The following is a 22,577-nucleotide window of genomic DNA, read 5'->3' as shown; positions in this document are numbered from 1 at the left end:
TAAATACTGTTTAAACACTTTTAAAGCTATTTTAAAAGCTTTTTAAAATCTTGTTTTATCAATTCAAATTGTGGTTGCAAAACCAATTGAATTGTTACACCTGTGTTGGTTTGATAACCTCTGTCTAAAACCGTGAATAGTCTTTCCATCAGACTTAACAGGTTTTGATTATTTGCTTCCATGCAAATTTTATCTGTAAGCTCCAGCTTAGTATTTCCAACGATCCACAGAAATTTGTCAACTTCATCACATGCGATAACCATCCAGTCGTCATCATCTTCAACTCTGACAGCCAAAACGAAAGTTCCGACTTTCGGAATCTGAAGAAAACTTTTATTTTCAGATAAAACAGGTTTTAACCTTACATCCAAAAACTCCTGATCATCCTCATCTATTAAAATACAAGTACCTTCCTCTTCATCTACAGATTTTACACGAGCAATATTGCTCACAGGTGGAGCCATGCTTCTTGCATAGCTATCAAATCCTCTACGAAGTTGTTCCGCTGTTGTCATGCCAAATAAATCCTAATTGTGCTGTCTGCCGACCGCCACTCATTCCATATTCTCCGGAAACACTTTCGATGAAATAATCTCCAGATTTTTCAGGAAACATACCGCCATCAACTTGTAAAACCATACCTTTATTTATGTAAGGCTCTAAAAAGAGCTGAATACTTCCTTCGTAGCCTGCATAATTCTCTTTAAGCTGTAATCTGTTCACAATTTCCTGTACTAATTTTGAAGGGATTCCCGCTTTGATTTTAATTTCTTTCTGATCATCGTATTTTCTTGTAATTCTATTTATAGCGTTTTCCTGACGCTTTTTTTCTCTTGCAATTCTTTCTCTTTCCTTTTCTTCATCTGTCTTTTTAAGCTTGCTTTTTGTTTTTGTGACAGCTCCTTTTTTATCTTTTTCCCGAACTACAATTTTTACATTTTTATCAACTTTCCTTTTTTGAAAATCATCATCTTTAACGGTATTCCAACCAATTCTAATAGGAACTTTTTTCTGAACTTTACCGTAAAGTGTTCCGACATACAGTTCGTTGAAATTAAAATAAACTGATAACTGACATTCTTTTTTTAAATATTCAAGAACCTGAATTCCGGTTGCGTTTTTAAACCGTACATTCTTTAATGGTACATCTGCCATTTCCTGTGATAAAACTATATCCGTTCCTGCTGTTACGTCCTGCAATAATTGTTTTACCGTAACTGTAGAATATGTTTTATTGAATATGATATCATACAACTGATAGCCGTAGCCTTCACATTCCAATTCGACAGGAATACCCATTTTTACATTTCTTACAAAACCTTCAAATCGCTTTTCAAAACGTTTATTATATCCCAGTGATACAGAAACTTTGTCGCCTTCTTTAAATTGATAGATTTTTGTTCCGCCTAAATCTTCTGTTTTATCAGGAAATTCGTTGATCATGTGCGTTATTCTTGGAAGTGTAATCATGCAGCTATCAATGAATGAATTAACATCTGTTTTCCAAGAAACTTTATTAGGTTTAATATTAGAATAGCCACCTATTGAAATATTGCTTGTTAGATAAAATGCCATTATCTGAAATTTAAATCGACAATAAAATCACTTTTGCAAGTCATTGTAAATGGTCTTATCCAATGATTTTTACCCTGAACTTCCGGAAATTCTAAGTCTGGAATAACAATTCTACAGGTTTTATCAAGAAATAGTTCAGGATAACCGCCATGTAAGAACTTCTCTTCAGTACTTTCTTTCAAATCAACTAAATCTAAAATTTGTTGATCAGGTACTTTTCTGTTTTTATCAATTAAAAAACCTCTGATTGTAAATTTGTAATCGTCAATACTTACAATTTCATTTACAGTGCCTTTTCTTTCAACCACTGGAGTGCTAACGATGTTACTTACCAAGTTCACAGAAACTGTACAAATGTCAATTGGTAAAATTATTTCTTGTAATTCTCCAGATTTATCAACCCTATAACCTCTTAATTCTATAGGAAACCAAATATCCTGACCATAACTCCCAATTTTATTAAACTGCTGACCTCTACGACCACCATAATGTAGTGTGCCTCTTGGATTTGGATTTTGTGGAAGTCCGGAATACAAAATTTCTTCAGCAGGTTTTGCGACACCTGAATTATCAACGTAGTAAGAACCACGCCCGAAATATTCTTTATAAAGAGTAACTAAATTAAAAACGTTTGCCGTTGTTGGTGTCATTACATATTATTTGATCCGTTAAATAAAACTCTTCCCATGCACTCCATTAATATTCTCTCAATATCCTGTTCGCTTTCTTTCATATTCATGGTTGTAAACTGAATGTTATCAAAGAATTTTCCTAAATTGATTGTGATATACTTTGTCCCACCGCCTCCGATGATATCGCCTTTTTCCTTGGATTTTTTCTTGTTCTTTTCTTTTTCATCTTCACCTGCAGGTTTTAAATCCTTGAATCTTGTTAAGTCCGCAAAGTAGCTAGGTGAATCAGGTTCCTTGTCGTTCGGGTTTTTTCCGGTTGTTTTTTTAACTTCAACTGATAATTTATTATCACCTAAACCTATTAACTCTTTAACCCACTTATAAGCACTTTCAAGACCGTCGAGTATTGGTTTTAATACATTTTCCCAAATCCACACTAATGCATCACCAAGCCATCCGATGATAGGTTTTATCACTTTTTCAAGCAACCAACCAATAATTCTGAAAACATCTTTTATAATTTCTGATTTCCAAACCCACTGTACAATTCCTGATAAAATTTTAAATACCGACATTCCTGCAGCTTTTAAAATATCCCAAATTGTTGTCAGGTAATCAACACCAATTATAATGTAGTCAGTCCATCCTCCAGTACCGCTTGAAAGATTCATCACGTAATCAATTGCGATTCCCAATCCTTTCGAAATCATGTCAATATAGGGAGCAGCCTTAGCAAGTAATGGAGCGATATAACCACTCATTTTTAGTGCGACATCAAGAATTCTGACAATTATTGGAGCAAAAGCATCACCGATATCGGTGAGAGCATTTTCGCCTCTATCCTTCACCTGTTCCCACTTTCCGGACATTGTTTTTCCCATTTTTTCCAAAGCTCCTTCGTACAAACCTCCTTGACTACGTGCCATTGCCAATGATTTCGCAAGAAGATCATAAGAAACGTCCATCTTTTTGACTTCATCTGCACTTTTTCCGGTTGCTTTTTCCAATATTTTATAAATATTGATACCTGCATATCCGAACTGCTTAATATCCATTGCTGAAGCTTTTCCGAGTGATTTGATCTGTTGCATATTGATTGCCATACGCATCAACTCATCGTTTCCGCCTCCAGTTGCTGAAATTGCATTTGCCAAGTTCATTGCATCCTCCCTCGCATCTTTGGCATTTAGCCCGGAAGAAATCAAAGCACGGTTTACTTTTAACAGTGAAGCCGTATCGAAAGGTGTTATTTCCGCATCTTTTCTGATATTGGCGTATGCATCTTTAGCTCCTTTTTCGCCAATGAAAGTGGAAAGACCTACTAAGTCTTTTTCCTTCTGCATACTTCCGGCGATTGCAGCTCCGATTCCGTCTTTAACAGCTCCTAAAAATGCAGATGCTGCATTAGTTGCGAAATTCCCGAGCATATTTCCCATAGCCATTCCGCCAATAGAAAACCCGCCTCCTCCTCCAGAACCACCGCCCGAATTCCCACCAAGATTACCTCGATGCGTTGAAGCTTGACGTTGAAGCCTTTCGAGCTCACGTCTCGCAGCTGCAATCTCACGAGGAATTACTGAGTTTCGAATGGTAGCCTCAACATTCCGCATATTTCTTTGAATCTGATCAAAGCTTTGACCCAATACACGGTTTCTTCCTGTTGCTCTGTCAGCGTGTTGAGACATTGCAGTAAATGAAGACCTTGTCGTAGCGCTTAAACGATTTAAGCCACCACTCATAAGGTCTTTCATTCTAACAACAAACTCAACAATATTACTCACCGTTACATTTTATTTTCGCTTTCTTTTTTCCAAATTTCGAGAGCAATTCCCGTTCGGTAAAAGAATTTTTCTTCGCCCCATTCTTTAAGAGCATTTGCTCCAAATTTCATGGAGCCGAAAACGATCATAAATTCAATACCGTCTTCTCTTTTTTCAAAGGATTTTGCGCCTTTGTCGCTAAGCGCGAAAAAATTCTCCTTTCTTTGATTCTAATATATTGTTCATCTGTAGGAATACAGCGATAAATAAATCTTCGTCTTCGATCAAAGCGTAATCACCATCAAGCCATAAAGTCTCAATAATCATTACTACAGCTTTTGACATTCCATCCATTCCAATACCCGTCAGATAATCACCTAAATCATCTGCCATTGGTGGACGTAAAACCGCTAACTTATCGTCAACTTTCAAATAAATTAGTTCACGACCACCGTATGCAATTTTCCAGTCTTCCAACTGTTTTTCGCCAAACCTTTCAATAAAAGGAGTACGGTCGTATACTTTTGATTTTTTAGCTTTAGCATCTTTATCCGCTTCAGCAGATTTTCTCTTTGCAAATAGTGATTGCAGTGCTTCTGATTTATTTTCAGTTTGCAATTCTTTTTCTTTTGTTGACATTTTTTGAATATTTGTTGTTAGTGAATCATTTGTCTTGACATTGCGATATAAGGCAATGTGATTTCGCGCATTTTTGCGTTTTGTTCCATGGAAAAACCATCTTCAGTGAACTGAACACCTGTAGTAACGATAGTTTTAATTTTGTCCGTAAGCCTTCTTTTGTAAGAAATTGTAATTACGATTAATTCGTGAGGCACTTCGGTAAGATCATCATAACCTGCATCCTGTGCAGCTTTGTTCATTGCGTCTCCCTCGAATCCTAAAACTTTGATATTTCCTTCGTACTTATTATTTCCGGTTGTAATATCAATAGGCTCACTACCTGCACCGTAAAGATGTTCCGCTTCCTTCGTTTTTTTAGATTCAAAACCTCGCAAACCTTTGATAACACGATTAAGGAATTTTACTTCAAAATGCGACCATGCACACTCTGAAGATGTAATATTTACATTCATTTTTTAGATTGTTTTAGTAAGTCCAAGGTCAATGATGATCCAAGTCATGTAACCTAATGGAATAATTTTGATCTGTTCCCGAAGTGTACTTCCGTTTATCAAATCCTGATCGGGATTGATAATCACATCAGCATCACTAATTTGTCCAGCCATCTGCGAAAGCAATTGCTGTTTAATGGTCTGTTCCAAATAGACTGCATCTGCATCGTTTATTTTTCCTTCCTTCGTCATTCTGACATTCGATTCCAAAAAAGGAGTAGTTGAAGATGTTGCAACTCTCTGAGCTTTGTCAATCAATCGACCATGAACTAAAATTTTGAAATCGTCATTTCCTGCCATTTTATCGACTGAGAAAAAATATCCGGAAACACCTTCACGGGTGTGATAATGAATGTACCCGGCGTTTGTGAAATTATCCAGTTCAACAGGATCAATCTCATCAATTGCACGACTGCCAATAAAAGCAGATGTAATACTTAAAACACCGTTAAGACCGTCACCTAATTTTACATGAGCAGGATATTTTACAGCACGTCCCAAAGCAACTCCTACAGATGCAGAACCATCATTTAAAGTACCACCCAAAGCAACACCTGAAAAAGTATTTTCAGCGGTCACAGGTTGATAAATTGGCGTTACATCCTCATCATTTACTCTACCTTCAATAATAAATCTTACAGGTCGGTTAATTGATTGCTGATGCAAAGCCAATACTTTTGAAGTAATCAAAGCTTTTGCAACATCCTGATCCAAAAATCCTGCACCTGCATTGTATGCAACAGCCGGATTTCTGCAAACTCCTACAAGATTTACACGACCTTTTGAGACAGTCAACATTTTTTTTACTCCGTTGGCATTGGTTGAAGTACATGCACTTTCCATGCTCATGGTGTCTTCAGTTCCCAAAATCCACAATTCCATGCTTCCGCCAACTTCATTGAAAAATTCAAGAATATGACGGTGCAGATAAGGTTCTGCCGTTGCTGTATATCCTTTAGTTTCGGCATCCGTTAATGAATAAACAGTCGCAATTCTTCCGATATTACCGGAAACTTTTGCCGTGCCTACAATTCCTGCAACACCGTCGGTAATCTGAACCTGACGTTGCAGGTTGCCGTTGGTAACATTTGCCGTTACCGATGGCGTTCCAGTTCCTTGTGCCATTATTGTTGGTTAAGAGTGTTTTTGAATTCTGTTAATGCAGTGATTAAAGTTTCCGCTTTTTGATTTTCAACTTTTAAATCGAAAAACTTCACAAGAGCTTTCATTTCATTGTAGTTTGCAGTCACGAGTTCCAAAGCTTCTAATTCTTTGATTTTAGCTTCTCTGTCAGCAGCCCCATTTTCAAGAACTTGTTTAACCTGTTCAGCAACCTGTTCTTTAGTAGGAATCAATGTATTAATTGTAACCTCTAAAACTTTATCGTTTTTTACATTTACAATCTCTTCACTTAAAGATTTTTCTTTTTCAAGAACCTTTCTCGAAAAAGATTCGATGTCCTGATTGTCTAGTGTATTGGCAAAACTTGTGGCGTTACCTTTTTCGTGAAAAACACGACCGTCAGAAGTGATATGACATTCATTGCTCGATGGGTGTCTATCGAAATAGTCCTGAGCAGATTCAGTGAATTTTTTCATTGTATGATTAAGTATTAATTATTATTTAAATTGATTTTTAAACGCTTTTAAACACTATTTAAATAATGTTTTTCCAACGTAAAATAAAACAGAGAACTCCAAGCGAGATCAGACCTAAAAAGATTCTTCCGAGCCATTGTTGTGTGTTTTGCCACCATGTTAGAGGTTTATCCTTATAGACTAATTGTGGTACATAGATTGGTTTTTGCTCGTGTTCTTTGATATAGGTTTCCTCCCATTTTGCGTGGAGTTCTTCTAAGTTTTTATTGCAGTCGACTTTGAGTTTATCACCGTCAATTTTTGCTGTAGGTTGTTTAAGACTTTTACCGGGTTTTGAATTGGCTTTTGTTTCCGGTGTGTCGACTAATACGGGTTTTCCGTTGACGCACTTGATGTAAGCTTCATAATACGAGCTGTCGGCTTCCACTTTGAAAACTGTATCTCTTACAATTTTTGTGATTTCTTTTGTGTTGGTAATGATCACCGGATCGAGTGGTTTCTTGCTTGTACAGGAAACCACAGCTCCAATGAATAAAAACAAAAAGATTATGAAGAAAAATTTACGTTTCATAATTAAAAATTTATTGATTTAAGCCATGCTTTAACGTCGAAACTTGGACATGCTTTATTGACTTTTGGGAAATCCCTGTGACCTTTAATTTCCGCATTGGGAAACTTCTTTCTAAGCTCTTTTAAAAGCTTGATTTGTGATGCTTTTTGCGCATCTGTTCTGTTGTCAATAGGTTTTTCGTTTTGATCTACACCTCCGATATAGGATATGTGAATACTTGGCGTGTTATATCCTGCAACGCCATTGGATATTTGTTCAATTGGTAAAGTGTTTACGACTTCGCCGTCCGCTTTGATCATAAAATGATATCCCGGACTTTTCCAGCCTAATGTATTTTTCCAATAGTTTTTTATACTTTCTATTGTTGTGTTTTGAGGTGTTGCTGTACAATGCAGCACTAAGTATTTGATAGATCGCATAATTGAATTTTAATAAAAATCGCCTGCCTAAAAACAGGCGATTTATATAATATTTATCTTATTTTATTTTATGAAGCTTGAACCACGACTAAAACGCCTTTCCAGTCTTCACGTCTGCATCTGCCTCCCATTTTCAAAAGAGTTGAGAAAATATCACCATAGTATAATGGGTTTCCTTTGTCGTCAAACATTTCAGTATCTCCCATTGCTTTCGTTACTGAATTTTTTTGCCAGAAAAGACATCCAAGATTATCAGTTGCTGCAAGAGCTTCACCCGGCATTACAGCAGTTCCTGCTGAAGTAAATGCCAAAACTGAACTTCTGTCTAAGATTTTAAAACCTGCAAACATTCCTACAATACCTTTTTCCAAATCAGCAGAACCTTGAAAGGCTGCCATCTGATTGTCAGATAATGAGTCCAAAAACTGCTGATACATATAAGATTCAATCATTGCATATCTTTCGGTTTTTGCAACATTGTCTTTATTCATCATCGCCTGAGCCTTCTGAATATCTCTGTAATGTAAAGCTTTACGGGTTCCAGTTTGACCATCATCACCGTTTACGGCAGTTGCTGCACCACTTGTAGGGATTTTTTTATTTGCGGGTAAATTATCAGCCGTTACACCGCCATTTACAGCAGGTTTGAAAGCTCTCACCCAGTTGTATATTAATTCGTCTCCGACAGCTTCAATAAGTGTGTTAACATGATCACCTAAAACAGAATCTGTTTTTTGGTATGAAAGTTCTAACTGTTCAGCCAATGGTAAATGTGAAGGATCAGTCGTCCAAACATCCAGTGCATAAACCAAAGCTGTGTCTGCTCTCTTAGTTGCCGTTGCAGGATAAACGTTCCTGTTTTTTTGCGTTGCAGGTTTTGCTCCTGCTTGTGGAATGTAAACCACTGAACCACCTTTTACAAACGAAGACTCATCGTAGCAAAGTGCTAAATGTGGGTTTTCTTTCCATAGCTTTTCAACTACATATGATGCCCACAATTCTTGTGGTACTTTTGGATTTTGTGCCATATTTTAATTTGATTTTAAATTCGGGTATTTTTCAGCTCTCAACTTATCGTACAAGTCAGGAAACTTTGTCATAATACCTTGCAGCTCTTCAGAAGCATAAAGATCATCCCAAGATTTACCTGTGTACTTTTTAAGCTCTTCGTCTTTGTTGATTTCGTCAGTAATGGAAACCTGTGCAGGCATCTTGTCGATCAAGTCTTTCAAGCCATCTGGATTTTCAGCAAAGTTTTTCTTTAAAGATGCTGCAAGTTCATTCGTCAACTTCTTATCAGTTGTACCTTTGGCGATCAGGTCTTCAACCTGTTTTGTAACTGATTCCGCTTTCAGGTCATTTAAGTCCTTTTCGAATCCGTCGGCTTTGTCAGCCTTATCAACAAGGTCTTTAATTGCGTTAACCACATCAGATTCGTCACCGTCTTTAAGGTTTAGGGCTGCATATATTGAAGCAGCAAGTAGAGTATTACTCATATTTTCGATTGTATAATTTTTGAGATCAGACAGGTTCAAATCTTTATCATCCTTATCATAAAGATTTGCTAAAGCACTGTAGTTTCCGGGAATATCCACAAGGGAAATCTCACGGGGAAACCACTTAGTTACGGTTGCTTTATCCTGTTTTGGAAGCATTAAGTTTTTTGCATTTGACGCCTCTATAACCTTAATTTTCCCAACTGAGGCAGCGTTTAAAAATCCCGATTCCACTTCATCGGCTGTTCTTTGTCCTCTTGGGTGCGATAAGTTGACACATGGTTTTGCAAATACTTTGTCACCGTCTTTTCTGAAATCATCCCAACGAACCAAAACACCCGCCTCTCGTGGAAATTCATCAGTTCCGTGCAGGTAGTACCCGATAGGATTTTTTTTGACTTCATCAAGCATTAAACCTGCTGTCAGACATCTATATCCATATACATTGACTGAATCATCAGTAATGCAAAATTCTTTGTCAATTTTTTTAAACTTATCGCTCATTTAATTATTTATAAGTCAGGTTTGTAAAAGTTTTACCGTTTTCTGTCATGATGTAATTGCAATGATCTTTATATAAAGGAACTAACTCACTTCCGTCATTGTAGACCACAATCCCCTGACATTTTTTTGAAAATCTGTCGCTCGTTTCATCGAGATCAGCAACATGAGTAATTCCAAACGCAGCTTCATAAGCTTTGCAGAATTCATCGTATTGAGTTTCTCTGTTTACATAGGAATAATTTTTCCCGATTGCTCTGTTGTGTTCGTACCCATCCGGGGTAACTGTTCTTAAATAAAAGCTCATAATGTATGTGTGTATTTTAATTCTGAAGCAAACTTCCGAAATCCTGCAAGCCTTTGAAATTAAGTACGCAAGGATTGCACAACTATTTCACAAACAAGCCTTTAAACTTCAATTTTGTATCGAGAAATACTATATATGGCAGTAAGCAAGGTAGAACAGAAGGAACACGCACGCCTTTTATATGTGAATGAAAAAATCACATTAAAAGAAGTTGCTGAGCGTGTGAAGGTCACAGAAAAGACCGTTGGTAAATGGTGCAAAGAAGACAATTGGGATGAACTCCGAAAAAGCCTTCTAAACACTCGTGAAAATCAATTGGTTCATTTTTACAATCAGTTGGATGCAATCAATATGGATATCGCCAACCGTCCTGAAATCCTGCTGAATGGAAAGCCTATACAAAGACCTCAAAAAAACATTCCTACATCTGCTGAAGCTGATGTATTGATAAAAACAACTTCTAATATTAAAAGTTTAGAAGTTGAAATCGGTTTGGGTGAAATTGTAGAAACAGGAAAAAAAATGATCACTTTCATTCAACAGATCAACCTTCCAGATGCCAAATTATTTAAAAACTATTTCGACGAATACATTAATAATCGTTTGAAAAATGGCTAAAAGAAAAAAGTCGGATAAAGAATGGCTGACCGAATGGAAAGAGTTTGGAGCCAATATCGACAACGCTACACCAATAGACCTGACAGAGTCTTCCGTGGACAGACTTAAAAGAGTAAAACGTTTAGAGGCAAATGATGAGGAATGGTTTAAATATTATTTTCCTAATTTCTATACTTCCGAACCTGCTGATTTTCATTTAAAGTCTACAAGAAAATTCATGAACGTTGCTGAATATTATTTGGTGCGGTCATGGGCTCGTGAGCTTTCAAAATCCGGAAGGACAATGATGGAAGTTTTGAAACTTACTTTAACAGGAAAAAAGAAAAATGTCATTCTTGTTTCAAATTCTTATGACAACGCTGAAAGGTTATTAATGCCTTACATGGTGATTCTCGAAAGAAATAACAGGATTATCAGCGACTATGGAAATCAGAAGAAAATAGGCTCATGGGAGGCGGGAGAATTTACCACACGGAAAGGTGTTGCATTCCGGGCATTGGGTGCAGGACAATCACCGAGGGGTACACGTAACAACGAAATAAGACCCGATGTCATTATCATTGATGATATAGACACCGACGAAGATTGCCGTAATTCTGAAATTATTGAAAAGCGTGTAAAGTGGATTGATGAAGCTTTAATCCCGACACGATCTATTTCTAACGGATTATTGATTATCGCATGTGGAAACATTATCGCAGATTATTGCTGCATTACGGAAATGGGATCGAAAGCCGATTCGTGGGAAATTATCAACATCCGGGATGATGAAGGAAAAAGTACATGGCCACAAAAAAACACAGAAGCGTTAATTGACATTGCTTTAAGAACTACATCATATGAGTCCATCCAAAAAGAATATTACAACAATCCAATGGATGGCGGAAAAGTATTTAAAAACATCATAGACAAACAGCCTTTTAAACTAAAGCAATGTGATTATGTTGTGATTTATGCCGATCCTGCAACCAGTAACAGCGAAAGTAAAAAATCATCTTCCAAAGCTATTGGTATCATTGCTAATAAACTTTTTGACTATAATATTCACAAAGCATGGGTTGACCAAATGACCAATGCAAAATTTATTGATTATCTATTTGAAGCTTTTCAAATCTGTGTTGCAGCAGGTGTTGAAGTTATCTACATATACATCGAAAACAACACACTCCAAAATCCTTTTTATGAGCAGGTTTTATTACCTCTTATCTACAAAAAATCACAGGAGACAGGGATCATTTTGCCGATCCGTCCAGATGAGAGAAAAAAGCCTGATAAATGGACTCGTATTGAGGGAAAACTGGAACCATTGGTAAGATTAGAACATCTGACATTTAATGAAAAGGAGAAAGACAATCCTCATATGATCAGATTAAAAGCTCAATTCAAAAATGCCAACGCAAAAGCGAAGTTATTAGATGGTCCGGATATGGTGGAAGGAGCAGTCGCAATTATCGACGAAAAAAGAGCAGCTGAAGCTTTGGGAGCTGTAGAATCATTCAGACGTGAACCAAGTAAACACAGACTTTAAAATATGTTAGTAAAAATACAAGATTTAGAAACCGAACTATATCCGGAAGTAATCGAAGAAATTACAAGAGCTTCAGAACAGGAAAAAATAACGCAGATTCAAGCTGCTGAAGATTTTGCCAAAGGATTTCTATTTAAATACGATTTAACTGCTCTATTCGGCACAAAAACAACGGACGCAACACATGTTGACGAAAGTCTTAAAAAATGTGTAAAAATTATTGCTGCTTATTTTCTTGTCAGAAAAGCAAATCCCAATGTTCAGATGTCAATATTCAAAGATGATTACATGATGATGATCGGAACTAAAGAAGAGCCGGGTTGGTTGTATGAAGTACGAAACGGTGCAATAAATCCTGCATGGCCATATAAACAGGACGATCCGGAAACTCCTGAAGATGAAAGCCAACAAAACAATGATTTTTACTGGACATCTGATATTAAAAGAACAAACCGATTTTAAACCATGGAAAAAAATAGAATGAAACCAAAAGCACCGGAAACGGCTGCTCCAACATATCTGATTCACGACTTAACAGTTGTTTCACCTGACAGACAAAGAAAAGATGTTCAGTCTTTAAAAAACGCCGTAATAAGTGGTGAACAGGTGCATTTTCCGAACCGTACTTTACTATACGATTTATATCATGACGTTTGGTCTATGGATGGTTTTCTGCGTGGAATTGTCGATAAAAGAATCAATACTGTTTTAAACAAAAAACTAAAATTTATTGATAAGTCGGGAAAAGAAAATATTGAAGTGTCAAAACTGATGCGTTCCAAAGCCGGAAGAGGTCTTATCAAAAAGATTCTGGAGTCTATTATTTGGGGCGTTTCAGGAGTTGAATTTAAAATCGGTCAAAAGTTCGAATGGGAGGAAATACCTAGAAAACATATAAAACCGGAAAAAGGCTTAATCACAAAAAGTCAGTACGGAGTATCAGAAGACAATGGATATAAAATCGATGATCTTCCTTTTGCATGGGTGATTGGTGAAAAGACCGATTTAGGTTTGCTTTTAGCGTGTTCTTTATACGCAATTTACAAACGTGGTAATTTCGGTGATTGGGCTCAATATGTTGAGATTTTCGGTCAACCCGTCCGAATTATGGAATACGATGCTTACGATACCAAGACGAAAGAAGAACTGCGAAAAGTACTTAATGAATCCGGGAATTCTTTGGCGATGATGATTCCGAAACAAGCAACATTTCAAATGTTGGATGGCAAACAAAGTAATGGTGACGGACAACTACAAAAGACTTTTAAAGATGCCTGTAACGAAGAAATGGCAATTGCTATTTTGGGAAATACCGAAACGACTTCGAGTTCTTCATCTTCCGGTTATGCTCAATCCAAGGAACACGGTGAACAACAGGACGAGATCACAGCTTCAGATTTGATTTTTGTCGAAAATTATCTTAATTCTGATAAGTTTTTAACAATTCTAAAATCATACGGGTTTGACGTTGAAGGAGGATTTTTTGAATATGACCTTGATATCAACCTCGCAAAACTTAAATTACGAATTGAGATCGATATGCAGGTTTCGATGAAAGTTCCTATAGGTGATGATTATTGGTATGATACTTACAGAATCCCAAAACCCGATAATTACGATGAGCTAAAAAAGAAGATGGAAGAAAAATCAGCAGTTGCAACACTTCCAAAAGCGGAGGAAAAAACCGACAAAAAAGAAGATCCCGAAAAAGAAGATCTTGCAGATTTTTCACAGCCTAAATTTTTAGATAAATTCTTTACAAGACTTGCAGATTTTTTCGACCAAGCCCGACGCTGATCGGGCAGTTAAACCAAATGTATTCGCATGAATGCGAGGTTTGCGGAGGATTTAAAGACCTGTCTGATTTTTATGATTTAGGCGATCCGCCTTTAGACCCGATTTACGAGCAAATTACAAGAGATTTGTTGGCAGGTAGAATAACGCCTATCAATGCAGCATTGCATTTGCAAACAGCAGCGAAATTAAATAAAGCAATCGAAGTAAGCGAAAAGCCAACTTCTTTAGAACCTTATTTAAAACGAAATATTTACCATTTTTCGGCTGCAAAGAGTTTTGCTCAAATGCAGTATTATCGCGATGGAATGGTTGACGAAAATGGAAATATCAAGAGTTTTCAGACCTTCAGGAAGTGGGTTGCCAATGCCGGGGAAATGTTCAACGAGCGACATTTGAAGGTAGAGTATGATATGGCTCATTCATCGGCTTTGATGGCTCAATCGTGGGATGAAATGGATTCTGAACTGATTGAGTTCTCAACAGCAGGAGATAGACGTGTAAGACCAAAACACGCTCTGTTAGATAAGTTCACCGCTCCGAAATCTGATCCGATCTGGAGACGTATTTGCCCGCCACTTGATTGGGGATGTCGCTGTATAATTGTTCCGGGTAATCCAAATACAAAAAAGAAGCTTACCAATACTGAAGCTTATAACATTGTGAAGGAAGATGTGAAAGGAACTGTTTTCGAGAATAATTCTGCTGTTTCAAAAATCATTTTCAACGATAAACATCCTTATTTCCAAAATGCAAACGGAAAAGAAAAACAGTTGTCTTGGTCACAGTACGGAATGGAACCTATCACGAAAATAAAAACCCGTGAATTGGAAATTTTTCAAAACCGTGAATCAGGAGCAAATGAAGCGATAAAATCACCTCATGAAAGTTGGATGAATCCGGACAAAGGCACTACTAATCATGTTCGCTATTATGAGGATAAAACGGTTATTGTAACTATAGGAAAAGATAATGAAGTTGAAAAAATAAGAGTGATCGGTATCAGTCGGGAATCGACCATTAATCAATATCGTAAAGGCGTTTTAATGCATCGGGAATAGTATGACACCACAAGAATCAGAATCTGTTATCAGAGGAAAAGCCTACAGGCTTCAAAATTATATGCAGCACACTTTGCCAAAAAAACAGGCAAATGTGATGCTCCGATATGTCAACGGAAATTTTCGTGCACAGGGATTTCAGGGAACCTACTTTAAAAAATGGAAACCGACTAAAAATAAGAAAGGCAGTACATTGATTGACAGCGGAAGATTGAGAGCTGCAACACGAGCAATTATCGGGGTGGGTGAAGTGACACTAAGAAATGATTTGCCATATGCAACTGTTCACAATGAAGGTTTTAAAGGCAAAGTTTCCGTAAAGGCACATTCGCGAAATAAATATTCTAAAGGAAAATTTGGAACAGGAAAGTTTACAAAGAGCGGAAAGGAACGACAAAAAACAATGAAGTTTAAAAGTGGTGAAAAAAGCATAAAGGCTCATTCAAGACGGGTAAACATTCCAAGAAGGCAATTTATCCCAACAGCTAAAAGACCATCTAAAACTTTGGAAAACTCGCTGTTAAAAATGGTAGATAAGGATATTCAAGAAATAATGAAATAATGAATAATTTTTTTGCACAATTTATATTAGACATTCAGGCACGCATCAATTTGAAAATGCCGGAAATAAAATACATTGATCAGGATTTAGGTCAATTAGGTCAAGTTGGTGAAGACGAAAGACCGTCAATAACATATCCTGCTATCTTGATCGATTTTCCCGATACTGACTTTTCTGATCTTTCAGGAGGCGCACAATTGGGAGTTGTTCAAATTTCAATTCAGTTGATCTTTGCGCCTTTCAGTCAGTCATGGCAAAATGCTCCTTTATCTGTCCGCGAGAAAGCACTTGAATATTTAGCCACCGAACAAAAATTACATAAAACTTTGCAGAATTGGGAAACCGAATATTTTCAAGCTCTTAACAGATCGAAAATCAGAAGTCAAAATAATAACGATCTTGGTTTGCGAGTAAGAAATATTATATATACAACACAATTTGAAGATTATAGCCCGATTGATGAAGAATTTAAAGAGATTGAATTCACTTTTAATGGGAGTTTAAATACTAATTAAAAAGCGATAATTGAGACTCGTCAACTTTTGGAAAAACCATTCCTTTTATATTCATCCATTGACGATATGAGATATAAATATTATGGTTGGGAAAATAGTTATTGAGGATTCTTGTATCAGGCACATCGACATGCTTATACTGGTTGTACACCGATATAATGTATTGAGCACGTTTGATATAATTACGTCGATTGTACGCCATTGTGACAAAAGTACACTCAAAAAGGTTACAAGTCAAGTCGGCGTTACATGGCATGAAAAAACCCGCTTAAATGCGGGTTTCATTATTTAATTTTTGAAACTGAACAATTTTTATAGTCCGTTTCTGTAGTTGTTAGGTAGTACTTTACTTTTATTTCAGGATTGTCATAAATAAAACTATTTCGTTGACCTTCTACAATTTTTGTATCTGGCTTAATTTCAGTGATCCAAAAGGGTAATATAATACTACACTTAGCCTTTATAGAATTAAATTTGAGTGTTGAGCCATAAGCCCTATATGATAGAGTTACAGCTTCACTATCTAAATTGTTTTGCAAGTAAAGCGTAATATTTTCGTCTGAAGTTTTTTTTGGAAGATAAATGAAATAAATTTGGTCTCCATATACTGAATCGATTTTTTTTGTTTTTATCAGTTTATACTCAGGGATAATTTTTGTCGCAAAGAATGTTGGTGTATTTTCGTCTCCGTTATCAAACTTTTGTATGAGTTCAACATTCTGCCCTAAAGCAAAACCTGAGAATAAAAGTAGTAGAAATATATTTTTCATTGTAGCATTTTTACAAAATCAAAGATATAAAAAAAGGCGTGAACCCGTCGGTACACGCCTCAAAAAATCAACTACTTATTTGATTCGGAAACAAAATCAAATATTTTTTTACAATCTTCTTTTGAAATCTCTTCAGAACCGATTGGCGTAATAACCAATATCTGTTCAAAATTCGGCTTTACAACTTTTAAATTAAAAGTAATCGTCCGCTTAATGCTGTTTTCACTAATAATGAAGCCCATAAGAGCTTTGAAGACTCCTTTTTTTCCTTTGAATTGTATTTCTGTCATATAATAATTATTTAGTATTGTAAAAGTAGAACCAAAAAAAATACCTGCATTACGGGAAACCGTTTTTTAGATATTTTTTATATATTATGAAGTTTAAATGTGAATCAAAATCTTAAATAATCATAAAAAAAATAATGTCTATTTTTTTTCTAACATTATAAACATCGATGAATAGGAGGTTGTAGAAAGTTTCGAACAAAATTTAGGTATTACCAACGATACAAGTTTGCATTTACCATTTAAAAATGTAAAAACTCTTTAGTATCTTTGGAATAGAAAAGCTCAAGAAAACTCGAAACGTTTGAACTGTCTTGAATCCTTGAGCTTTGAATATTAACACTTTAACCGTTTGCTTATGAAAAAGAGAACGACTAAAATTGTTAAAGCATTGATTCTTTTGTTTGAATTAGCACTGTTGGTCGCATCGCTAATTTATCAATTGAAACAAATTTTTTAGCTTTTTTCCCACCTCCTACTGTGAGGTGGTTTTCTTTTTTTTTAGTGAATGAATGAATCATTATCTTCATCAAAAATATAACAATATTTTATATTACCAAAACAATTTATTATAACTTAGCCCTTATGTTTAATAGTAGTTACATCAATAGTAACATCCATCGGTCTTGCAGGAGTATGTTAAATTTTATCTAATTGTTTTAATAATTGCTTCACCTCCTTATCAAAAACTTCAGTATAAATAGTTTCTTCACACTGATCATCACCTTCTTTAGTAGCAGTAAAAGTCCAACTTTCATGTAAAGTTACTCCGTTGGGAAAAGTTTCATCTTCATATTCCCAAAGCCAACTTTTAACCTCGTAGCCTTGTTTTGACAGAAACTCAAAAACTTCCTGTTGTAGTATTATCATTTCAATCTTCATCTTTATTGTCTTTTCGTTTACTGTTAGATTTATCATTTTTCCGTCTCTCTTTTTCCTGCAGCAAAATTTCCCATGCAGTTTTATTGTTGTATTCAGTTCTTTTTATCTCGTAGCTCAAATCACTATCTGAAAGTTTTTTGCAGCTTTCCGGAAGAGAATCGAGATAATTGTCAACGCTTGACAAAATACTTTTCACGCTGAAAACCTCTTTTGATTTTTTTACAGGTGTGCTGATCCGATTCTGCAACTCTGTAAATTTTTCGTAGGCTTCATCTGACATTCCTTGCGGTTCCGGTGGGTTTTGCTTCCGCTTTCTTACCTTAATGAGCCTTTCTCTTTCGGCTGACTTGAAATCGAAAAACAGAGGCACATATGACATTATTTTCTCGTGAAAATTATCTGTGTAATGTGGTTTTCCCAAATCTCCTGTTCGGATCATCTGAAACATCAATATCAAATCTTCAAGTGTATCATGTATAAACTTTTTATAGAGATCACCCGCCAAAATTCTTATCTGATAATTTTCAAGCTTCTTTCCGGTGACTTCAAGATAAAACTCTATAATTTTTATGATCTCAACAATGATGTCGATTTTTGAACCTTGAGACGCAAGCAACTCACCGTTTTTTAGACTTTCTGTTACGGTGAGTGACTGCTCTATTTTTGCAATCTCGTTAAATGCCTTTTTTTTATCCGAACATTGCTTCAAGATCATCAACGTCGTCGGCTGCGCTTGTTTTGATGTTGTTAATTGTTTTGAAGTATTTGGCATACATTGTCGGATTTTGCTTTATTCTTTCGATTTCATTGATGTAATTCTCAAAATTGCTTTCTAAAAATAAAGTGCTTGGTCTGAGATACATTGCCATTTTCGGGTTATTCTTCCACTGAACTACTTTCAGTTGGATCACTTCAATAATCTGCTCTTTGGTGAAGTCCTGTTTTAAAAGTGATGTTATCTTCGAGATATTACTTTTAATCTCCCTGAACTTCGAGCCTGTAACTTCATTTAAGAAGTTTAAAATTTCAATTTCGTTTGTATTCATTACATTTGATAAAACTTTTACTATGATTGATCATAAATATTTAGATGCAGCTTTAAGACATTTGCTAATTTCTGAAGACTGGAATAAATCTTGTTCTGATTTGCCTCAGTTCGATAAAGAACAAAATGATAGTCTTTTTGCAGCATATAGAAAAATGGAAAAAGATGGTTTTACATATAGTGTCTATACCAAAATAACAACATTTTATATTTCTTTGGATGGAATTATTGCTTTGCAAGAGTCCGGTGGAATGCCATATCAGGAAAAAGCAAAAAAAGAAAGGCTTTTAAAATATTGGAACGTTGCTAAAATTGTTGCAGTTGCTATAAACGCCGCCGTTGTTCTATTTTATACAATTATGTCATTTTATAAAAACTAATTCATTTTTAAAACATCATTCACCAGTTTAAAAGTAGGGGCTTTATTGACTGTAAACTCTCTATCTGTCGAAGTGCTTACTCCTTTAAAAAGATAAATTGTCTTCTTAATTCCCTGCTTTTTTATGGTTTGCTGACCTTTGTATTGATAACTGTGATTGTCAATCATTACAACTTTATCAAGTGCCAATCCTGAGACTGGAATACGTGTTATTTGTTCCACTGTTTTTGGTTTGTTTATGTGATACATTCTGATATTGTCACGTTCAGGAAAAAGAACGTCAAGCGGTGATTTTCTTTTCTTGAGCATTTTTAATTAAGTTTTACATTTTTCTCTGCCTTATCCCACCATGCCTTTGTCATTGGTCGGTTTGCGCTTCTTGCATTGTTGGTCTTTACAGCATGGAGCTGTCGGTGAACTTCTTGCAGCTCCTCAATTGAATGAGCGTTTAAATGCTTTTTAAACTTGCTTGAAACGTACATCCAACCGTTGAATTTTTCAAATCTTCCTTTTTCCTTGATTCCGGTTTCTTCAGCAATTTTTAAAATTTTAGAAATCCATCCGTTACGCAGAAGCTCGTGTTTTAAAGCGTTGTTTTCCTCTTCTACAGATTTCTCTTTCGGGACGTGAATGGAAAGTAATTTCATTGCTTCCTGCTCTGTCAGTTCATCAATTAACGTGGTTCTGAAACCTGTATAACCGTTAATTTCAATTGCCACATCTATGGGTTTTCGATCGGCAAAAAGTTGTTTTAATTCTTCTTTTGGGTTCATATCTCTAATTTTTATTGTTTAAAATATATTCCGTCCATTGCTCAGCCATTGCGGTAGCTATACCTTGATGAAATTTTGATCTTTCGTGACCGTGTCCTTTTCCTAATTTCCATAAAACACTGTATTTACTTTTTCCCGATTTGGTTGTTTTAGAGTTGTAGTAAACGTATTCAGGTTCAACAGCGGTTTTAGTCTCAAATAGATTATCATGCATTGCGTAAGTAAGAGGCGGTAAATTTTTTAACCAAAGACAGGTTTTTTTTGGGATATTATCACCGAAATAATAAGGGTGAATAATTTGATCAGGCTTTCGTATGTATGTCGAAACTACTCCTACAGGATTTTCAATGCCTATATATTTTATATTTGAATTAAGCAGATTATAAAAAAATGTAAGTGCTTCAACCTGCTTTTGCCAACGATCCGGATTATTGGGAATATGTCGGTTTGCTGCAACGGTCAAGTATGTACACGGAGGAAAAGCTATCATCAAATCATAACCATCATTAATGATATCGAATACATCACCTTGATAATGTTTTCCCGGCTTTTCTGATGGCAAAATATCGCAGCTTGTAACATCCCAACCTTTTGCAACAAAAGCGTCACTTACAATTCTTGAATATTCACAGGCAATTAATGCTTTCATAAATTTTATTTTTGTTCCCATTGGCGGACTCGAACCGCCAATTAAAACCGTTTGGGATTATTTTTTAATGCTTTTATAAAGGATGGTAAATGTTGCAGCTACTCCTAAAAGAAAACCTCCGAGAAAACAAGCTGTTCCTACTATTGCTAAATGTTCCATAATTACAGTGATGAGAAATTAAGTTCAATAGCTTCATATTTGCCCTCTTCATTTTTCAACCATATTTTATGATATGATTTGCTTTTCGGTCGAGAAATACTTTCGTCAATCAACGTCATAGCCTCCTCCCAACCTTGCTTAATGGCTCCGTTTTTAATTCGGCTTGAGTGTTTCCGTAAACTCAGGATTCGTTTTGCATCCAGTTTGCCTTTGGAAGTCTGGAAGGCATCTTCTACAAGAGAAATTATAAAATCATCACCTGAGATATTGGTACGGATCAGATTCATCAGTTTTTCTTTGGCAGATGCAATTTTGATCTCATCAAATTTGATGGCTTCGTTGATATCTACCTGAATCTTGATTGAGCGGTCGAAGTTGTACCAAGTGTAATTTCCTTTTCCGTCTAATTTTACATTGTTGGCTTCACGTTCGTCGTTCAGAATTTCATCAGTTGCAGTGGAAACCGCATCTTTTACTTCTTTTAAAATCTTGTGAGCGTTTTGCGCTTTTTTTGCCACTGAAAAAGCTGTTTTTTCTTTTTTCCGTTCGGTGGCTGTGGTACGGTTGTACGGAATCTGCATTCCGCTTTCATCCGTCCAGAATTGATTTTTTGCTGTTTGCTGATTAACTGTGTTCATTGATGTAAATTTTATTTATTGAAGCTTTTGTCAAATCAAAAGTCACTGTGATACCTTCGCCTGATCTTTTCATGTTGCACATTCCTAAAGAGAATAAGTGACCCAACTCATGACGGCATAATTCTCTTTTGATATTGTATTTTACCTGATTAATGTCATTATCACCAGCCATAGAAACAAGAACCGCATTTGCTTCCGGGATTATTTTTTTTAATTCTGTTTTGTGAGCGTCGTAATTCATAATATATTATCGTTTATTGTTAATTGTTTTAGTTGTTTTTCTTTGATCATCAGCTCATCGTGGATTTTTACCCACTCTTCCTGATAACTGTCATCTTCTAATCTTGCTTTAAGACCTTTGATGATTTCTTCAAGCTCTTTCGCTGTTAGAGGAAACATTTCTGATTGTGACATTAATTTTCCTTTTGTTGTTTGATCATTAAAGCGTTTTGTTTTTCATCCGTTGCTTTATTATAACCCCTCATAAATTCCTTTGAAAATTCATTCTTCAGAATACTTTTTACCTCATTAAAAGCACTGACAAAATCTGTCATTTTACCAGAGGCTCCTTTGTTGAGAATTTCCTTGAAAATATTATCGGCGATTGAGTTTAATTTATCTTCTTTCATAATAAAATATTTAGTAATGTAATTTTGGTAAATCAGGCTTTATATATTTTAATTCCTCAGTTAAAACCCATTCATCAGGGCTATTCTCAAAATACTGAAGGCGATCCTGTCCGTATTTTAATTTTGGCGGTAACCACATCCATTTTACACACCAGTCATACAGAATTTGGATATTTGGCGTTACTTCTGTGTTTTTATCTTGCAGGAGAAAATGAATTCTCACTCTATCTTTCCAATCCAAAAGCTTATAAATGCTGTCGAGGATCAATATATTTTTTAGTATTTCTTTATTCATA

General features: G+C 35.7%; 35 protein-coding genes. 8 read left to right on the top strand and 27 right to left on the bottom strand.

Annotated elements, in window-relative coordinates; translation table 11 throughout:
• Positions 1 to 26 precede the first annotated feature (26 nt).
• The 14 genes from NZ698_RS00540 to NZ698_RS00475 form a co-directional block, all read right to left on the bottom strand.
• Positions 27 to 515: a hypothetical protein gene (locus NZ698_RS00540; protein ID WP_263000819.1), complete on the bottom strand. Its 489-nt coding sequence runs from the start codon at positions 513 to 515 to the stop codon at positions 27 to 29.
• Complete coding sequence (locus NZ698_RS00535; RefSeq protein WP_263000818.1) at positions 490 to 1,575, bottom strand: hypothetical protein; 1,086 nt, start codon at positions 1,573 to 1,575, stop codon at positions 490 to 492. Before NZ698_RS00535 ends, NZ698_RS00540 begins: the two co-directional genes overlap by 26 nt.
• The gene (locus NZ698_RS00530) at positions 1,575 to 2,225 is read right to left on the bottom strand and encodes a DUF6046 domain-containing protein (RefSeq protein ID WP_263000816.1); all 651 of its coding nucleotides are present in this window, start codon (positions 2,223 to 2,225) and stop codon (positions 1,575 to 1,577) included. Before NZ698_RS00530 ends, NZ698_RS00535 begins: the two co-directional genes overlap by 1 nt.
• Positions 2,225 to 3,988 carry a tape measure protein gene (locus NZ698_RS00525; RefSeq protein ID WP_263000815.1) on the bottom strand — a complete coding sequence of 588 codons (1,764 nt, stop codon included), beginning with the start codon at positions 3,986 to 3,988 and terminating at the stop codon, positions 2,225 to 2,227. Before NZ698_RS00525 ends, NZ698_RS00530 begins: the two co-directional genes overlap by 1 nt.
• Before the next feature lie 2 nt (positions 3,989 to 3,990).
• Positions 3,991 to 4,116: a hypothetical protein gene (locus NZ698_RS00520; protein WP_263000813.1), complete on the bottom strand. Its 126-nt coding sequence runs from the start codon at positions 4,114 to 4,116 to the stop codon at positions 3,991 to 3,993.
• Between the two features lie 49 nt (positions 4,117 to 4,165).
• Positions 4,166 to 4,606 carry a hypothetical protein gene (locus NZ698_RS00515; RefSeq protein ID WP_263000811.1) on the bottom strand — a complete coding sequence of 147 codons (441 nt, stop codon included), beginning with the start codon at positions 4,604 to 4,606 and terminating at the stop codon, positions 4,166 to 4,168.
• Between the two features lie 17 nt (positions 4,607 to 4,623).
• Complete coding sequence (locus tag NZ698_RS00510) at positions 4,624 to 5,061, bottom strand: hypothetical protein (protein ID WP_263000809.1); 438 nt, start codon at positions 5,059 to 5,061, stop codon at positions 4,624 to 4,626.
• A gap of 3 nt (positions 5,062 to 5,064) precedes the next feature.
• Positions 5,065 to 6,225, bottom strand: coding sequence for a DUF2586 family protein (locus NZ698_RS00505; RefSeq protein ID WP_263000807.1), 1,161 nt, complete (start codon positions 6,223 to 6,225; stop codon positions 5,065 to 5,067).
• Positions 6,225 to 6,698, bottom strand: a complete 474-nt coding sequence (locus NZ698_RS00500; protein ID WP_263000806.1) for a hypothetical protein — start codon at positions 6,696 to 6,698, stop codon at positions 6,225 to 6,227. Before NZ698_RS00500 ends, NZ698_RS00505 begins: the two co-directional genes overlap by 1 nt.
• 58 nt (positions 6,699 to 6,756) lie before the next feature.
• Entirely contained in the window at positions 6,757 to 7,269 is a 513-nt protein-coding gene (locus NZ698_RS00495; RefSeq protein ID WP_263000804.1) for a hypothetical protein, read from the bottom strand.
• 2 nt (positions 7,270 to 7,271) lie between these two features.
• Positions 7,272 to 7,688, bottom strand: coding sequence for an N-acetylmuramoyl-L-alanine amidase (locus NZ698_RS00490; RefSeq protein ID WP_263000803.1), 417 nt, complete (start codon positions 7,686 to 7,688; stop codon positions 7,272 to 7,274).
• Positions 7,689 to 7,756: 68 nt separating this feature from the next.
• Positions 7,757 to 8,716, bottom strand: a complete 960-nt coding sequence (locus NZ698_RS00485) for a major capsid protein (protein ID WP_263000801.1) — start codon at positions 8,714 to 8,716, stop codon at positions 7,757 to 7,759.
• 3 nt (positions 8,717 to 8,719) lie between these two features.
• On the bottom strand, positions 8,720 to 9,688 hold the full coding sequence (locus NZ698_RS00480; protein WP_263000799.1) for a phage protease: 969 nt from the start codon (positions 9,686 to 9,688) through the stop codon (positions 8,720 to 8,722).
• Positions 9,689 to 9,692: 4 nt separating this feature from the next.
• Positions 9,693 to 9,992 carry a hypothetical protein gene (locus NZ698_RS00475; RefSeq protein ID WP_263000797.1) on the bottom strand — a complete coding sequence of 100 codons (300 nt, stop codon included), beginning with the start codon at positions 9,990 to 9,992 and terminating at the stop codon, positions 9,693 to 9,695.
• 135 nt (positions 9,993 to 10,127) lie between these two features.
• Here NZ698_RS00475 and NZ698_RS00470 point away from each other — a divergent pair, with 135 nt between their 5' ends.
• Genes NZ698_RS00470 through NZ698_RS00440 form a run of 7 tightly spaced genes read left to right on the top strand, consistent with a single transcriptional unit; the run spans position 10,128 to position 16,070 of the window.
• Positions 10,128 to 10,610 carry a DUF1804 family protein gene (locus NZ698_RS00470; RefSeq protein ID WP_263000795.1) on the top strand — a complete coding sequence of 161 codons (483 nt, stop codon included), beginning with the start codon at positions 10,128 to 10,130 and terminating at the stop codon, positions 10,608 to 10,610.
• Positions 10,603 to 12,138 carry a hypothetical protein gene (locus NZ698_RS00465; protein WP_263000793.1) on the top strand — a complete coding sequence of 512 codons (1,536 nt, stop codon included), beginning with the start codon at positions 10,603 to 10,605 and terminating at the stop codon, positions 12,136 to 12,138. The genes NZ698_RS00470 and NZ698_RS00465 overlap by 8 nt, the downstream gene beginning before the upstream one ends.
• A 3-nt stretch (positions 12,139 to 12,141) precedes the next feature.
• The gene (locus NZ698_RS00460) at positions 12,142 to 12,600 is read left to right on the top strand and encodes a hypothetical protein (RefSeq protein WP_263000791.1); all 459 of its coding nucleotides are present in this window, start codon (positions 12,142 to 12,144) and stop codon (positions 12,598 to 12,600) included.
• Positions 12,601 to 12,603: 3 nt separating this feature from the next.
• Positions 12,604 to 13,935: a phage portal protein family protein gene (locus tag NZ698_RS00455; protein WP_263000789.1), complete on the top strand. Its 1,332-nt coding sequence runs from the start codon at positions 12,604 to 12,606 to the stop codon at positions 13,933 to 13,935.
• Between the two features lie 17 nt (positions 13,936 to 13,952).
• Complete coding sequence (locus NZ698_RS00450) at positions 13,953 to 14,993, top strand: phage minor head protein (protein WP_263000787.1); 1,041 nt, start codon at positions 13,953 to 13,955, stop codon at positions 14,991 to 14,993.
• Position 14,994: 1 nt separating this feature from the next.
• Entirely contained in the window at positions 14,995 to 15,555 is a 561-nt protein-coding gene (locus NZ698_RS00445; protein ID WP_263000785.1) for a hypothetical protein, read from the top strand.
• Positions 15,555 to 16,070 (top strand): hypothetical protein, encoded by a 516-nt coding sequence (locus tag NZ698_RS00440; protein WP_263000783.1) that lies wholly within the window; start codon positions 15,555 to 15,557, stop codon positions 16,068 to 16,070. Before NZ698_RS00445 ends, NZ698_RS00440 begins: the two co-directional genes overlap by 1 nt.
• 284 nt (positions 16,071 to 16,354) lie before the next feature.
• On the opposite strand, the gene NZ698_RS00435 is transcribed toward NZ698_RS00440, so the two are convergent.
• The 5 genes from NZ698_RS00435 to NZ698_RS00415 form a co-directional block, all read right to left on the bottom strand.
• The gene (locus NZ698_RS00435; RefSeq protein ID WP_263000781.1) at positions 16,355 to 16,840 is read right to left on the bottom strand and encodes a hypothetical protein; all 486 of its coding nucleotides are present in this window, start codon (positions 16,838 to 16,840) and stop codon (positions 16,355 to 16,357) included.
• A gap of 71 nt (positions 16,841 to 16,911) precedes the next feature.
• Entirely contained in the window at positions 16,912 to 17,130 is a 219-nt protein-coding gene (locus tag NZ698_RS00430; RefSeq protein ID WP_263000780.1) for a hypothetical protein, read from the bottom strand.
• Between the two features lie 636 nt (positions 17,131 to 17,766).
• Positions 17,767 to 17,997 carry a hypothetical protein gene (locus tag NZ698_RS00425; protein WP_263000778.1) on the bottom strand — a complete coding sequence of 77 codons (231 nt, stop codon included), beginning with the start codon at positions 17,995 to 17,997 and terminating at the stop codon, positions 17,767 to 17,769.
• Position 17,998: 1 nt separating this feature from the next.
• Positions 17,999 to 18,781, bottom strand: coding sequence for a hypothetical protein (locus NZ698_RS00420; protein WP_263000776.1), 783 nt, complete (start codon positions 18,779 to 18,781; stop codon positions 17,999 to 18,001).
• Positions 18,699 to 19,055: a conserved phage C-terminal domain-containing protein gene (locus tag NZ698_RS00415; protein WP_263000774.1), complete on the bottom strand. Its 357-nt coding sequence runs from the start codon at positions 19,053 to 19,055 to the stop codon at positions 18,699 to 18,701. The genes NZ698_RS00420 and NZ698_RS00415 overlap by 83 nt, the downstream gene beginning before the upstream one ends.
• A gap of 22 nt (positions 19,056 to 19,077) precedes the next feature.
• On the opposite strand from NZ698_RS00415, the gene NZ698_RS00410 reads away from it, so the two are divergent.
• Complete coding sequence (locus tag NZ698_RS00410; protein WP_263000772.1) at positions 19,078 to 19,434, top strand: hypothetical protein; 357 nt, start codon at positions 19,078 to 19,080, stop codon at positions 19,432 to 19,434.
• Here NZ698_RS00410 and NZ698_RS00405 read toward each other — a convergent pair.
• The 8 genes from NZ698_RS00405 to NZ698_RS00370 form a co-directional block, all read right to left on the bottom strand.
• A complete protein-coding gene (locus tag NZ698_RS00405; RefSeq protein ID WP_263000770.1) occupies positions 19,431 to 19,742 on the bottom strand; it encodes a hypothetical protein in 312 nt (103 codons plus the stop codon). The two genes, NZ698_RS00410 and NZ698_RS00405, sit on opposite strands and share 4 nt — an antisense overlap.
• Before the next feature lie 2 nt (positions 19,743 to 19,744).
• Entirely contained in the window at positions 19,745 to 20,206 is a 462-nt protein-coding gene (locus NZ698_RS00400; protein WP_263000768.1) for a hypothetical protein, read from the bottom strand.
• A 4-nt stretch (positions 20,207 to 20,210) separates the two neighbouring features.
• Positions 20,211 to 20,855 carry a hypothetical protein gene (locus NZ698_RS00395; protein WP_263000766.1) on the bottom strand — a complete coding sequence of 215 codons (645 nt, stop codon included), beginning with the start codon at positions 20,853 to 20,855 and terminating at the stop codon, positions 20,211 to 20,213.
• 161 nt (positions 20,856 to 21,016) lie between these two features.
• Complete coding sequence (locus NZ698_RS00390) at positions 21,017 to 21,652, bottom strand: DUF3164 family protein (protein WP_263000764.1); 636 nt, start codon at positions 21,650 to 21,652, stop codon at positions 21,017 to 21,019.
• On the bottom strand, positions 21,639 to 21,893 hold the full coding sequence (locus NZ698_RS00385; protein WP_263000762.1) for a hypothetical protein: 255 nt from the start codon (positions 21,891 to 21,893) through the stop codon (positions 21,639 to 21,641). The genes NZ698_RS00390 and NZ698_RS00385 overlap by 14 nt, the downstream gene beginning before the upstream one ends.
• Positions 21,890 to 22,066: a hypothetical protein gene (locus NZ698_RS00380; protein WP_263000760.1), complete on the bottom strand. Its 177-nt coding sequence runs from the start codon at positions 22,064 to 22,066 to the stop codon at positions 21,890 to 21,892. The genes NZ698_RS00385 and NZ698_RS00380 overlap by 4 nt, the downstream gene beginning before the upstream one ends.
• A complete protein-coding gene (locus NZ698_RS00375; protein ID WP_263000758.1) occupies positions 22,066 to 22,281 on the bottom strand; it encodes a hypothetical protein in 216 nt (71 codons plus the stop codon). The genes NZ698_RS00380 and NZ698_RS00375 overlap by 1 nt, the downstream gene beginning before the upstream one ends.
• A 10-nt stretch (positions 22,282 to 22,291) precedes the next feature.
• Positions 22,292 to 22,576 carry a hypothetical protein gene (locus NZ698_RS00370; protein ID WP_263000756.1) on the bottom strand — a complete coding sequence of 95 codons (285 nt, stop codon included), beginning with the start codon at positions 22,574 to 22,576 and terminating at the stop codon, positions 22,292 to 22,294.
• Between the last annotated feature and the right edge of the window lies 1 nt (position 22,577).

The organism is Chryseobacterium edaphi, from assembly GCF_025628985.1.
Taxonomy (GTDB): Bacteria; Bacteroidota; Bacteroidia; order Flavobacteriales; family Weeksellaceae; genus Chryseobacterium; species Chryseobacterium edaphi.
Note: the sequence above shows the minus strand (reverse complement) of the source record. Positions and strands in the feature narration are given on the sequence as shown.